General features: G+C 45.2%; 10 protein-coding genes. 4 read left to right on the top strand and 6 right to left on the bottom strand.

Going from position 1 to position 14,637, the window contains the following annotated elements; translation table 11 throughout:
• Positions 1–73 precede the first annotated feature (73 nt).
• Positions 74–2,200, bottom strand: coding sequence for a methyl-accepting chemotaxis protein (locus AB4623_RS11360; RefSeq protein ID WP_372102861.1), 2,127 nt, complete (start codon positions 2,198–2,200; stop codon positions 74–76).
• Between the two features lie 193 nt (positions 2,201–2,393).
• The gene (locus tag AB4623_RS11355; protein ID WP_136973525.1) at positions 2,394–3,314 is read right to left on the bottom strand and encodes a histone deacetylase; all 921 of its coding nucleotides are present in this window, start codon (positions 3,312–3,314) and stop codon (positions 2,394–2,396) included.
• Between the two features lie 262 nt (positions 3,315–3,576).
• Between AB4623_RS11355 and AB4623_RS11350 the strand changes: the two genes are divergently transcribed.
• Both AB4623_RS11350 and AB4623_RS11345 read left to right on the top strand, forming a co-directional pair.
• The gene (locus AB4623_RS11350; protein ID WP_102332520.1) at positions 3,577–4,263 is read left to right on the top strand and encodes an SDR family oxidoreductase; all 687 of its coding nucleotides are present in this window, start codon (positions 3,577–3,579) and stop codon (positions 4,261–4,263) included.
• Positions 4,264–4,270: 7 nt separating this feature from the next.
• Positions 4,271–5,272, top strand: a complete 1,002-nt coding sequence (locus AB4623_RS11345) for a DUF3080 domain-containing protein (RefSeq protein WP_372146407.1) — start codon at positions 4,271–4,273, stop codon at positions 5,270–5,272.
• Between the two features lie 18 nt (positions 5,273–5,290).
• Here the strand turns inward: AB4623_RS11345 and AB4623_RS11340 are convergent, their stop codons facing one another.
• The 3 genes from AB4623_RS11340 to AB4623_RS11330 all read right to left on the bottom strand — a co-directional run bounded on the left by AB4623_RS11340 (position 5,291) and on the right by AB4623_RS11330 (position 10,866).
• Positions 5,291–7,285 (bottom strand): DNA topoisomerase III, encoded by a 1,995-nt coding sequence (locus AB4623_RS11340; RefSeq protein WP_372146405.1) that lies wholly within the window; start codon positions 7,283–7,285, stop codon positions 5,291–5,293.
• 815 nt (positions 7,286–8,100) lie between these two features.
• Positions 8,101–8,649, bottom strand: a complete 549-nt coding sequence (locus AB4623_RS11335; RefSeq protein ID WP_017059376.1) for an NAD(P)H nitroreductase — start codon at positions 8,647–8,649, stop codon at positions 8,101–8,103.
• A 207-nt stretch (positions 8,650–8,856) separates the two neighbouring features.
• Complete coding sequence (locus AB4623_RS11330) at positions 8,857–10,866, bottom strand: FAD-dependent oxidoreductase (RefSeq protein ID WP_372146415.1); 2,010 nt, start codon at positions 10,864–10,866, stop codon at positions 8,857–8,859.
• 279 nt (positions 10,867–11,145) lie between these two features.
• Here AB4623_RS11330 and sppA point away from each other — a divergent pair, with 279 nt between their 5' ends.
• Together sppA and ansA are read left to right on the top strand one after the other, a co-directional pair.
• Positions 11,146–12,996, top strand: a complete 1,851-nt coding sequence (sppA, locus tag AB4623_RS11325) for a signal peptide peptidase SppA (protein WP_372122685.1) — start codon at positions 11,146–11,148, stop codon at positions 12,994–12,996.
• A gap of 118 nt (positions 12,997–13,114) precedes the next feature.
• Positions 13,115–14,131, top strand: a complete 1,017-nt coding sequence (gene ansA, locus AB4623_RS11320; protein WP_019823767.1) for an asparaginase — start codon at positions 13,115–13,117, stop codon at positions 14,129–14,131.
• A 143-nt stretch (positions 14,132–14,274) separates the two neighbouring features.
• Here ansA and AB4623_RS11315 read toward each other — a convergent pair whose 3' ends face one another.
• A complete protein-coding gene (locus tag AB4623_RS11315; RefSeq protein WP_010437067.1) occupies positions 14,275–14,556 on the bottom strand; it encodes a YeaC family protein in 282 nt (93 codons plus the stop codon).
• Positions 14,557–14,637 lie beyond the last annotated feature (81 nt).

The following is a 14,637-nucleotide window of genomic DNA, read 5'->3' as shown; positions in this document are numbered from 1 at the left end:
TTAAAGAAAGCCGCTGAGAAATCAGCGGCTTTTTTGTATCTGGCGTTTGCGTAAAGAACTTACGTATTTTCCACTACGCCACCTTTCGGCTCACTTCAAAACGCCCAATCAATTGGTCTAAACGGCTCAATGCATTGCCCATCAAGGACACTCGACGTGCGAGTTGCTTAGTAGACAGTTGTAAGTCAGATATTGAACGTTGGGCTTTATCTGCCGTTTGTCCATTTTTCTGACTGTTTTCATCTAAGTTAGACATCGTGGTAAAGAGGTCACTCACCGCTGATTGAATTTGCTCACTGCGAGCATTTGAGTCGACTGTTAAGTTTCCTTTACTCACATTCTCGACACCTCGCTCCATGGACTCAACAGCACTGCGAGACTTACTATGCAGCTCTTTCATTAGGTCACTAATATGGTTAGCAGCTTGTGAAGTTCGGTCAGCCAGAGTTCTTACTTCAGAAGCGACGACAGAGAACCCTCTCCCGTGTTCACCTGCTCTTGCCGACTCAATGGCCGCATTCAAGGCCAAAAGGTTAGTCTGCGCGGTAATGTCAGTAATGATATCTATAATGTCAGACACCTTAGTCATTTCATTATTTACCTCATTCACGCTATGCGCCGAGCTTTCTACGATATTGCGAACAATCTCCATGCCTTCGACGGACTGATTGTACTCCTTCTCTGCGCTCAGGACGGCTTGTTTCATCACCGTGTCCATTTGCGTTGCTGAGACACTCGCATGAGTAATTTCGCTCTGTTGATACTGACTCAACTGAAGCATATTGCTTAACGCTTGTGATGCATCATCACTGGTTTGCTTCATCACGACACTGCGACGAAACATCGATTCCGAAACCTCTCTAACTTCGTGACTCGCATGGATCAACTCACTCACCGTGTTATCTAAATTGTCGATAAAACTGTTAGTCCAGCGCCCTAAGTTGCCAAGTTCATTATGACTGAATGTGGTGGGATCAAGTCTCCGACTTAAGTTGCCATCACCTTCGGCTAAGGTCTGCATTACCCCGGTCATTTCATGAATCTTCTTCGCTAGTGGTTTGGCGCTAACTAAACGGAATAAGCCCAATGAAAGCAACGCGCAAGCGAACATAATACCACTCTGCATAAAAGGTGTGAGTGTATAAAGGTTGGCAAACAGTAATGGAACAAATAGAGGCAGTAGCATGCAGCTGATAAAGTGCTTAGATAAGGTATAACTTAGACTTCGGTCTCTGTAGACCTCTTCTAAATCGGACTCACACATCATGCCAAAGGTATCTGGTGAACCATCTAATTGAAAAGTGATACCTTTGCCAATAACGGGTATGTGGCGATAGTCAGAATACCCCGGATAACCAATAAACAAGTTATTGCCATTTTTAATGGTTTCTCTGACGCCTGGGTGAAGCTGATTAGTGGCTGGGTCTGTAAAGCGAATCTCAAATTCGGTGTGGTGCTGGATCTTAACCGTTCCCCAATCAGTATGAATCCCTTGCTTTAAGTTCTCGCCGTGTGAAAAGGTATTATCTTCAAAGCGAGAACGAGAGAGCGCAACACCCGGCTGAGTATTAGGATCATGAATGGAGTCGACCATAAAGATATAGTTATCACCCGACTCGCTATAAATATGCCCCGCTTCTCTTTGAATAATGTCACCAATAACATCATTTGGAACACGACCACATAGGAATTGCGGCGCCCCTTCATCCCGAGAAAAGGGGACATAAAACATCAGCGTTACTTGGTCATGAAACGATGAACTCGAAGCCCCTACGTTCAACGTGCGCTGATCCATATACGGCCCATGCAGATAACGCTTTGAAGCCCCTTCAACTAAAGCCTTCTTGTCTCCAAGGTTAACCCCTACATGCTCATGATAACTCGATGCTTGTGCTATCCCCTTAGCATCGACGATCGCCAACTCAGAAAAATCCGTACTGCGTTTAAGAAGGCTAGATAACGTCCCCTGTGCTTGCTCTTCCGTTCGACTTGCCAAATAAACAGCAGAGTCTTCTAAAAAGTCCCATTGATTCTTGACCCAGTTATGCAGAAGTTGAACTCGCGTGTGAGCAATACTTTCAAAAGCTTGTTCAAGCTCCTCCGTCCTACTTCGATTGAGGAAACAAGCTCTGCGCATAGCCAGTTTTCCTGTTGCGCCAAACCAATTAAGCCAACTACGTTCCTTGTCCGTCAGGTTCATTTTTATCCCTTGTGTTTTTATAGACACATGGGTCAAGCAATTTACAGACCGCAATTAACCACACAAATACGTAACTAATTAATAAAAAAGTACTTTATATGAGTCACAATGGTGCAAGCGTGTCTTTTATGGTGCAAAAGGCGCTTATTTCACACCATCATTTCAATGAACTATCAGCCGCTAATTTGAGAGGTTAACCGTGAACATGATAGGCCGCTTTTAACAGCTGCATGTGAATCGGCACCAGATCTTGGTGTTTAGTGCGGTACCCGCCACCGACTACGCAAGCCATCGGAATAGACTCTGATTTCGCTAATTCAATCATGAAACAGTCGCGCTCAAATATCCCTTGTGTCGAGACATTCAAATAACCCAGTTCATCGTCTTGATGAATATCTATCCCCGCATCATAAATAATCAGATCAGGTTGATGGTGAGCAATCGCTAACTTAGTGACTTGTTCAAAACAACGTAGGAACTCTTCATCTTCTGTTTCACGACTTAATGGCACATCTAAATCGGATAGCGGCTTTCGTGCAGGGAAGTTTTTATCGCAGTGGAACGACAGAGTAATGATGTCGTCGTTGTCTTGGCAAAGAGTTGCTGTGCCATCACCATGATGAACGTCGCTATCAACGATCAGCACTTTATCGATATGTTCAAAGGTCAGCGCGTGTTTTGCCGCTAAAACCAAATCGTTCAACAAACAAAAGCCACTTCCAAAATCATGATGCGCATGATGATAACCACCACTCAAATGAATCGCTAAACCAGTCTCTATTGCCATTTCAGCGGCCAAGCAGGTTCCACCACTTGAGTAGAGTGTTCTTTCGATAAGTTGCTCGCTCCACGGGAAACCGATACGTCTCATCTTTGCTGCAGGTAACTTACCAGACACGAGCAAATCAACATATTCGCTATCATGTACCTGTTTTACTTGCTCAACCGAAACCGGCGTTGGTTGGCACACTTCAAACTTGCACTTCCATCGAGGTTCGCTATTCATCAGCGCCTCAACAGCACTATGCAACAACTGATATTTGTTGATTGGGTAGCGATGACCTTCTGGTAAAGGTAACTGTGAATAGATTGGGTGGTAAATTAAAGGAATCATAATCAGGCTAATTGCGTATCTTTCTCAAAATCATAACAGCCTCAAACTTGGCGACAACCTTAATTAATGATAATGGTTATCATTGTTATTAATTATAAAGTAGAGACCATAATGAAAAACGTAATACTCATCTTTGGGGTGATCTGCGGCTCAGCGGCAGCAGTAATGATTTTTGTAGGAATGCTAATGGCCAGTTGGTGGAGCGTTGATTTTCTCGTGTTAAGCCATCAAACTTAACTAATTGAACTGAAAAGGAATCACCATGAGCGTTATTTTTATTACTGGAGCGAACCGCGGCATTGGCTTAAGCCTGACTCGACAATACTTGGAAAGTAATCACAAGGTGTACGCGACTTATCGTGATGACAATTCAGCAAAAGAACTGCTCTCACTCGCAGACCACAACACCAACCTTACCTGTATTCAATTAGAGATAACCGATTACCAAGCAGTAAGCCAACTCCCTTCGCAAATAGAGTCGATTGATATCTTGATCAACAACGCTGGCTACTATGGCCCTAAAGGCTATGGGCTAGGTAATACCGATGTCGAAGAGTGGCGTCGTGTATTCGAAGTTAACACTATTGCCCCACTCAAGCTTGTCGAAACGCTATTGCCTCTACTAGAAGGCAGCCATATCAAAAAGGTCGCTTGTTTATCCTCTAGAGTCGGCAGCATGACCGAGAACACCTCAGGCGGAGGTTATATCTATCGCTCCTCTAAAGCCGCTCTAAACTCCGTGGTTAAGAGCTTAAGCAACGACTTAACCGATAATGGCTTTACGGTGTTAGCACTGCATCCAGGCTGGGTACAGACCGAAATGGGTGGCCCTAATGCTCTGATCGATACCAACACTTCAGCTTCCGGCCTTATTAAAGTCATCGAGTCCGCGAATACCGGAGTAAGTGGTCACTTCTTCAATTTCGATGGCAACGAAATAGACTGGTAATCCACAGATGAATGCAGGCTCTCTCTCAAACCTAGTTAAGCACTCAACGCTGTTTTGTCTAACAGTGATGCTAGCTGGCTGTTTCAGTGATGGCCCCGGCGACTTATTCGACGACTATCAAACTAAGGTCGCTAGAGTACAAGATGCTGAAGAACTCAAAGAGGATTGGGAGTTTGAAAGCCTACCGAGAAAAAGAGAACTGCTGCTTGACGTGCCATCGCTTTCTATCGGTTTAATCGACAGTTACCAGCTTCGTCAGTGTGGACTGTTCAATCTGATAGCAGAAAGAAATTCGGTTCTGGGCAAGGTCGCGGATGAGTTTCGTAATTACGATTATCAAGTCGCGCTACTTGAAGGCGTGGGCAAATGTTTATCCAGTAATGAGTTAGAACCAGAGAGAGTAGAATTACTAAGAGAAATTGAGCAACAGAAACTCGCACAGTTTCCACTGCATCAATGGAATCTCATCTATACCAGCGATGCTATGCAGTCTCAGATGCGTGGTAGTCAGTGGTTACGCACTGATATCGGCGATCAGGTACGACAAACCAGTGATGCTTTAGAACATATCAACCAAGCGTTAAACGTTCCGCTCGTCTCGGGCAAGACTACTGAAGTTCAAGAAGTATTAGAGAAGAGTTCGACCCTTGGGGATTTATACTACTCGCTCACGCGAGCTTCGGCCGAACTTGATACCATCACCAAACAGCTGACAACTTTTGATGCCAACATCATCTGCGGCAAGCAGCGAGACACCACTAAGTTTCGCTATCTCAACAATGTGTTCGAGCAGCAATACATAGGTAAGGTTCAGCCCTACATGGCGCAGCTGGATGGCTACTATCAACAGTTAGCCCCGCAACTAGGAATGTTTGACGCGCAACCTGAACTGCACAGTTATTACTTTCCCATCCAAGATGCACATCAAGCCTTTCGATCATCCACTCGTCGCCATGTTGACTATTGGCAGCAACTGTTTAAACGTTGTGGGCGTAAAGTCGGTCGTTAATCCTAACCTCAATAAGTCTTAGCTTTTGGTGCTCTTTTTAGCGGAAGTACCTTTCTTAGCATACGAACCTGTCTTGGCATAAGACTTCTTCGCACCACCGCCTTTACGACGTTTAAACGCTGGTCTTTCGACTTTAGGAAGGTGGCGAAGTGATTCAGGAACTACTCCCGTTTTTACCTTGCCCATCAAACCATCAATTTTGCTTTCCAGCGCTTGCATAAAAGGTTGATACGCTTGATTGCGTTCTGCCATGCCTTGCAACTGGTGCTCCCAGTGCGCTGTCATGTCTGGAAAGGTAGAATCCTCAGGTAAGGCATGAATCAAGCCTCTGCCCGCAGGGCTACTGTGAATACTCTTACCTTGGCGCGTTAGCAGCTGCCTTTTGAATAAAGTATCGAGAATACCCGCACGGGTGGCTTCTGTGCCAAGGCCATCGGTCTCTTTCAAAATGGCTTTAAGGTCTTTGTTCGCAACAAAACGCGCGATACCTGTCATCGCTTGAAGCAATGTAGCTTCCGTGAAGTGCTTTGGTGGTTCGGTTTTCTTATCGCCAATCACGCCTTCACGACACGTCAACACGGTACCTTTATCCAATGGAGGAACCGTATCCGTGCCATCACCTTTCTCTTCGGTATCTGTTTTGCCCATCAACACCTTCCAACCCGGGTTGATAAGCTGACGCCCTTTTGCGATGAACACACCACCAGCAATATCAAAGACCAGCTTAGCATCAGCAAAAACCGCAGGTGGGTAAAACTGCATTAGATACTGGCGAGCGATTTGCTGATAGATCTTCATCTCATTAGCAGACAAACCATTCACCGATGATTTCTTCGGAGTAGGAATAATCGCGTGGTGAGCATCAACCTTGCTGTCGTTCCATGCTTTTGATTTAAGTGAAAGATCCGCGCCTTGAGCACCACTTTGCAGCTCTTTGGCATTGTTAGCGATAGCATCCACGACCGACTCTCTTTGTGAGTAGTGATCTTTAGGTAGATAGCGACTGTCAGAACGTGGGTAAGTGATGAGTTTATGTTTCTCGTACAATGACTGACACGTGTCTAACACCTGTTGAGCACTCATACCAAAACGCTTAGACGCATCAATCTGCAAAGCTGACAGCGAGTAAGGCAGTGGCGCAGCTTGTTTACTTTGCTTTTGCTCTGATTCCGTCACCGTCGCGGGTTGATTCGCAATTCGGTTAGCCACATTCTCAACCAGCTTTCGATTGAGCACGCGCCCTTCTTCATCTTGCCATGGTTTACATGCTTCGCTTGGCTTCCAACGCGCACGAATATCAAAGCTCTGGCCGTGATTTTGATAAGGGATCAAAGCGTGCAAAGTGAAGTAATCTTTCGGAATAAAGTTTTCGATCTCTTCATCGCGCCTTACCACCAAACCAAGTACAGGCGTTTGTACTCGCCCGACCGACAACACACCTTGGTAGCCAGCCTTTTGACCGAGTAAGGTATAAGCACGAGTCATGTTCATGCCATACAGCCAATCGGCTCTAGAGCGCGCTAATGCGGAAATAGAAAGCGGAATAAAGTCACGGTTGCTGCGCATTTGAGAAAGTGCACGTTTTACGGCAGGTAAGTTCAAGTCGCTGATCAGTAGCCTGTCCATCGACTCTTTCTTAGCCTTAGAGACTTTGCAGTAATCAATCACTTCATCAACCAGCAACTGCCCTTCTCTATCCGGGTCTCCGGCGTGAACAATTTGAGTGGCGTCCTTCAGTAGCTTTCGGATCACCGTAAGCTGTTTGCTGGATGTCTTACGAGGTCTTAGCTGCCACTGCTCTGGCACGATAGGAAGATCGGCCAAGTTCCATTTCTTATAACGGTCGTCATAAGCGTCTGGCTCAACCTGCTCCAATAAGTGTCCAATACACCAAGTCACCACATCACCATTACCACATTTGATAAACCCTTGGTCCTTCTTCTGTGGATTAGGCAATGCAGCGGCAATCGCGCGGCCTAGGCTTGGTTTTTCAGCAATAATAAGGCGAGACATGTTTTTCCAGATGCTACAAACAATTAGGGCCACATTATCTAATGTGGCCCTAATAAATCAAGAAAAACTGGTTGTTTATACAGTTAGCATTCAAAAAACTACTGACTACTAAATATGCACGACTAAAACATGCCTAATACAAGCTTTCGTAACTAGCTGCCTTGTTTTGTATCTCCCAATAACTACGCGGGCCACTGCCTGCAATGGCTCTAGAAAAAGCAACGATTTTGACACTATATAATTGGTTTTATTTATTTTTTCCTAAAGAGAGAACTAACGTAATAATAATGAATTGAACTTAGTCAGCTTGGGGCTTTTATTGACCTAAATCAATACTCAAAGTTGGTGGTTCTCGTTTAATTGGGCACAATATGTTGTATTAGAAGTGCAAGTTAAGGCTATATGTAGTCTAAGGACAAATCGAATTTAGGGAGGTAACATGACTTATTCTAAGCAATAAAAAAGCCCACTCAAAGCGGGCTAATTTATCTGTATCACTCACGTTGTAATAAGCAGAGTTCAAAGTCTTTGTAGGAGAAGACTTTAAACTTTAAGACAACGATTATGATGGCTTGTTTCACGGCGAATCATATCAAAGTCTATGTAAAAAACAACGTGCTAAACTTACTTAAACGAGTATATGGGCATGTTTCAAAAGTTAAACTCTTTACTAGATGTAATAGAATCAGTTTTAGCGATTATCGACTTCTTAGTTGCTGAAGACTTTCAACTACCTACAGCTATTATGGCTTTTATCACCAGATTTAGTTTTTAGATTTAGTTGGGCAGCCCTATCTTGGGCTGCTTTTGCTCACTTATAAAAACTCAACGAACTTAGAGAAGTCGCGCTCTGGCACTTTCATTGGTGTACAGCCTGGAGTGCCTAGGTATAGGAAGCCAACAATTTCATCGTCGCCTTCTAGGCCAAATGCTTGGTGTACTTCTGGGTGGAACATCCATTTACCTGAGCGCCAAAAGCCTTGGAAACCTTGTGCGACTGCGGCCATTTGCATCGCCTGTGCAGCACAACCCGCAGACAGATGTTGTTCGATAGCAGGCACTTTCTCGTGCTCAGTTACTTTGGCAATCACAGTAATCACCATCGGAGCTCGGAACGGCGCTTTTTTTACTTTTTCGATAACCGCTTCTTCGCTGTCATCCGCTTCAGCGGCGCGCACCAAGATGTCTGAAAGCTTTTGTAGGCCTGAACCTTGCGCGATAACAAAGCGCCATGGTGTTAGTGCACCGTGGTCTGGAGCACGCAGCCCTGCTTTGATGATGTTTTCTAACGCCACACCTTCAGGTGCCGGATCAGAGAGTTTTGCGATTGAGCGTCTGTTGAGCAATAGATCCAAAGCATCCATTTGAAGTCCTTACTATTTCTTTATTATTTGTATACTTGAACTTTAGCACAGAATACAAACGATAATAAATCTCAACGGCTGTCCATTTAGGCTAGATTAGAAACAATAAAGGCTCCTAAATCTATGACTTAGGAGCCTTGTTCAAAATCTAACTCAGCAAATTAAGTAACAATATCTACTGATAAGATTACAGTTTGATAGCTGATTCTATAACTTAATCGCTAGCTCAACACCTTGACGAATTGCGCGTACTGCATCCAATTCACCCGCGTAATCGGCGCCGCCTATCACATGCAGTTTGCCACCAAACTCTTGCCACATGTCTTCGAATGGACGAACTGACACCTGACCTGCACATACGATAACCGAGTCAACATCCAGCACCTGCTCTTTCTTACCAACGCTGATATGCAGACCTTGGTCATCAATCTTGTTGTAGCTCACGCCACCCAGTAGATTAACACCGCGTTTTTCTAGTGTGCGTTTGTGAATCCAGCCTGTAGTTTTGCCCGGACCTTTACCAACACGACCCGCTTTACGCTGCATCACCCACACCGTTTTATCGCTGAATGAATCAGGGTAAGGGTAAAGTCCGCCTGGGTGTTCCATATTCTTATCGATGCCCCACTCATGCAGCCAATCGTCTAGGCTGTGTGAAGTCGGTTCTGTCAGCATGGTTGCCACATCGACACCAATACCACCAGCACCAACAATCGCGACCTTTTCGCCTACTGGTGTCTTTTCACGAATCAAGGTTTGGTAATCGACCACGTTTTCTTGGTCAATGCCCTCAATATCGAGCTTTCTTGGCTCTACGCCAGCCGCCATCACGACTTCATCGTACTTCAACAACATCTCAAACGTTGCCTCAGTATCCAGTTTCAGGTTCACGCCTGATGCGTCGATTTGGTTAGCAAAGTAGCGAATCGTTTCTCTGAATTCTTCTTTACCCGGAATCTGCATTGCTAATCTAAACTGGCCGCCGATACGGTCATTTTTCTCAATCAAGTCAACCTTGTGTCCACGCTGGGCTAGTGTCGTCGCACAAGCTAAACCGGCTGGGCCTGCGCCAACAACCGCAATGGTCTTAGTCGCTTGCGCTGGCTGAACAACAATTTCAGTCTCGTAACAAGCGCGTGGGTTCACCAAACAGCTCGCACGTTTACCTTTAAACACGTTATCAAGGCAAGCTTGGTTACAACCGATACAGGTATTGATGAACTGAGCTTGGTCTTGAGCTGCTTTATTAACAAAATCCGGGTCTGCCAAGAATGGACGCGCCATAGACACCATATCAGCCTGCCCAGAGCTAAGAATACGTTCGGCCTCTTCTGGCGTATTAATTCGGTTACATGTCACCACTGGGATCGACACGTATGGTTTCACTTTTTCCGTCACCCAAGAGAATGCACCACGTGGTACTTGTGTCGCGATAGTCGGAACACGCGCTTCATGCCAACCGATGCCGGTATTGATAATAGTCACGCCTGCTTCTTCCAGCTTTTGAGCCAATAGAACAACATCTTCAAAGGTGCTGCCTTGCTCAACCAAATCCAGCATCGACAGTCGGAAAATAATAATGAAGTCGTCACCCACTGCTTCGCGAATCGATTTAACAATCTCCAGCGGGAAACGCATGCGCTTCTCATAAGAACCGCCCCATTCGTCGTAACGCATATTGGTACGTTTACAGATGAATTGGTTAATCAAGTAACCTTCAGATCCCATAATCTCAATGCCGTCGTAACCCGCGACTTGGGCGAGTTCGGCACTGTTGGCAAAGGCACCAATGGTCTTTTTAATTTGGCGAGGGCTCATCTCACTCGGAGCGAACTTGGCGATAGGCGCTTTAATGCCAGACGCACTTTGCGCGAATGGGTGCATCGCATAACGACCAGCATGCAATAGTTGAAGCGCAATTTTACCGCCGTGCTTGTGGACGGCTTCGGTAACAACTTGGTGCGCTTTAGCGTGCTTTACTTTACTGAATTCAGCACTGAATGGGGTTAATCTGCCACGTAAATTAGGAGAGAAACCACCGGTAACAATAAGGCCAACGCCTCCTTTTGCTCGCTCTTCATAAAACGCGGCGAGTTTGTGGAGACCTTCTTTATTTTCTTCTAAACCTGTGTGCATTGATCCCATCAATACACGGTTACGTAACTGAGTAAATCCAAGATCGAGTGGTTCAAGTAAATGTGGGTACATGGCAGACATCACTTCTATTATTTTATCCTTGTGGTCTGACCACAGTATAGTTCAATTACCAAAAGTTCAAACAACCGTTTACATTTTTGTAACACCGATCATAATGCAGAGCGTATTAATCGTTCAGAAGCCCTTAATTTGACTACACTTAATGAGAATATATATCGATTAACAATTCTTGGTGTAGTTTGAGCTTGGGAATTATCGTAGGATACTAAGCAGTTCATATTATTGAGATTAATGGTACTACGGCTTATTAAAGCGACGTGATCTCACTGCGGAGACAGAATGAAAAAAATATTCAAATTTATAGGCATGATCTTTAAAGGGATTTGGAAGCTCATTACGTTTGTACGTCTTGCGCTGGTTAACCTAGTCTTTTTACTCAGTATCGCCATCATCTACTTTGTGTACTTCCATTCAGATACGGCTCAGCCCACTGTTCCACAGGATTCGGCTTTAGTGCTTAACCTGTCTGGCCCTATTGTGGAACAAAGCCGCTATATCAATCCGATGGATTCGGTCACAGGTTCACTGCTTGGCAAAGACCTCCCAAAAGAGAACATCCTGTTTGATATCGTTGAAACGATTCGCTACGCAAAAGACGATGACAAGGTTACAGGTATCGTTTTAGCACTCAAAGAGTTGCCAGAAACCAACCTGACCAAGCTACGCTACATTGCTAAGGCATTGAATGAGTTTAAAGCATCAGGCAAGCCGATTTATGCGGTGGGTGACTTTTACAACCAAAGCCAATACTACCTAGCCAGCTATGCAACTAAGGTCTTCCTATCACCAGATGGTGGGGTTCTTCTTAAAGGCTATAGCGCTTACTCGCTTTACTACAAAACGTTGTTAGAGAAACTAGACGTAAACACGCACGTGTTCCGTGTGGGTACTTACAAGTCAGCTATCGAGCCTTTCATTCGTGACGACATGTCAGACGCAGCGAAAGAGTCCGCTTCTCGTTGGTTAAGCCAACTATGGGGTGCGTACGTTGATGACGTCAGCAACAACCGTCAAATAGACGCTAAGACACTGAACCCAAGCATGGACACCTTCTTGAAAGAACTTGAGTCTGTGGACGGTGACATTGCAAAACTGGCCGAGAAACTTGGCTTAGTGGATGAGCTAGCGACACGCCAGCAAGTTCGACTAGAGCTTGCCGATGTTTTCGGCAGTGACGGCCAAGACAGCTACAACGCGTTTGGTTACTACGAATACCGTACAACCATGCTTCCAAACATGACTAGTGAATCACACGACGTTGCCGTGATTGTAGCGAGCGGCGCAATTATGGATGGCAAGCAACCACGTGGCACCGTTGGCGGCGATACCACAGCAGCCCTACTGCGCCAAGCACGTAACGACGATAAAGTGAAAGCGGTTGTACTTCGTGTCGATAGCCCAGGTGGCAGTGCCTTTGCTTCTGAAGTTATCCGTAATGAAATAGAAGCGATCAAGCAAGCGGGTAAACCGGTTGTTGTGTCGATGTCGAGCCTTGCTGCTTCGGGTGGTTACTGGATCTCGATGGGTGCGGATAAGATCCTAGCTCAGCCAACCACACTAACGGGTTCAATTGGTATCTTCAGTGTTATCACCACCTTCGAAAAAGGGTTGAACGATATTGGTGTTTACACTGATGGCGTTGGCACCTCACCTTTCTCTGGTCTTGGTATTACAACTGGACTTAGCGATGGCGCGAAAGACGCGTTCCAAATGGGCATTGAAAACGGATACCGTCGATTCATCAGCCTAGTTGGAGAAAATCGCGGCCTGGAAGTCGATGCGGTCGACAAGATTGCTCAAGGTCGAGTTTGGACAGGTCAAGATGCGATTCAGAAAGGCTTAGTCGATGAGATTGGTGATTTCGATGATGCGGTTGCAGCTGCGGCTTCACTTGCAGAGCTTGAAAGCTACAACATCTACTGGGTAGAAGAGCCACTTTCGGCCACTGAACAATTTATTCAAGAATTTATGAACCAAGTTCAGATGTCGATTGGCCTAGATATTCAATCGATGATACCAAGCAGTTTACAGCCGGTTACTCAGCAGTTAGCTCAAGATAGCCAGCTGTTAGGCAACTTTAACGACCCACAAGGCCGATACGCTTTCTGCTTAAATTGCCAAGTTCAATAAGTTGAGCCAATAACTCAAGGACTAAGGGGTGCCTCTGTGTGAGGTGCCTCTTTTTATTGCATGATAATTCGCTATAATCGCCCCCCTGTTCCCTACATCACACTAAGTATTAATCGCCATGGAAAGAAAACACATCTATATCGCGTACACCGGCGGCACAATTGGCATGCAGAAGTCTATTGACCACGGCTATGTTCCAGTCGCAGGTTTCATGGATAAGCAGCTAGCTGGCATGCCTGAATTCCATCGCCCAGAGATGCCTGAGTACACCATTCACGAATACTCTCCATTAATGGACTCTTCAGATATGACGCCACTTGATTGGCAGACTATCGCTGATGACATTCGCGCGAATTACGATAAGTACGATGGTTTCGTTATCCTGCATGGTACAGACACTATGGCTTACACTGCCTCAGCACTGTCTTTCATGCTTGAAAACCTCGGCAAACCTGTGATTGTTACGGGCTCTCAGATCCCATTAGCAGAGCTTCGTTCAGACGGACAAGCAAACCTGCTGAATGCGCTACACATTGCAGCAAACTACCCAATCAACGAAGTGACACTGTTCTTCAACAACAAGTTGATGCGTGGTAACCGCAGCACAAAATCACACGCAGATGGCTTCAATGCGTTTACGTCTCCAAACCTGAATCCTTTGCTAGAAGCGGGTATCAATATCCAACTTAGCAATAACGTAAAGGTAAACGAACAACCTGAAGGTGCTTTCAAGGTTCATAACATTACTCCGCAACCTATCGGCGTAATCACAATGTACCCAGGCATCTCACACGAAGTTATCCGTAACACGCTATTACAACCTGTTAACGCGATGATTCTGCTTACTTTTGGTGTGGGTAACGCACCACAAAACCCAGAACTGCTTCAGCACCTGAAAGATGCCTCAGAGCGCGGTGTTATTGTGGTGAACCTAACTCAATGTTTGGCTGGTAAAGTCAACATGGGTGGTTACGCGACAGGTTGTGCACTAGCAGAAGCGGGCGTGGTGAGTGGTTACGATATGACACCAGAAGCGGCACTGGCGAAGTTGCATTATCTATTAAGCCAAAACCTAGGCTACGAAGAAGTGAAGGCTCAGATGCAACAAGTATTGCGCGGTGAGATGAGCTTATAACCTGTTCAAGGATTCACGTTAAAGCCAGTTATTCTATGAAAGTAACGGCGGCTTAACGTGAACTAAATCGTTTTATTGCTTATAAATAAACGAGTTAAACTAAAAGGGGTGGCACATTGCCACCCCTTTGTTGTAATTTAAGCTTAATGATTCGGGTTAACCCTAACAATGTCTTCTTGATCTGACTTAAACTGTTTCTTTAGTTCAGACTTAGATTTAAAGCTAATCTCACCACCAGCTGCAATTGTCATATGTTGAGCTTCAGAGTTATGTTTAGATTGGTATAACATAACCGCTTGCATACACGAGTCGCGCTGTTCTTTTGAGAGCGCCGTACCTTCTGGCCATTTACCCGTTTCAACTGCGTAGGTTAAACGTTCGTAGACCTCGGGTGTCATTGCGCTAAGAAGTTGTTCTGCATCCATGGTAAAGCCTTAGTTTTAACAATTTTCACCAGAAAATAACCCGTAACAGAATTGAGTCAAGAACCTGACCGATAATAAGTG

The organism is Vibrio sp. 10N.222.52.C12, from assembly GCF_041474215.1.
Classification (GTDB): Bacteria; Pseudomonadota; Gammaproteobacteria; order Enterobacterales; family Vibrionaceae; genus Vibrio; species Vibrio crassostreae_C.
Note: the sequence above shows the minus strand (reverse complement) of the source record. Positions and strands in the feature narration are given on the sequence as shown.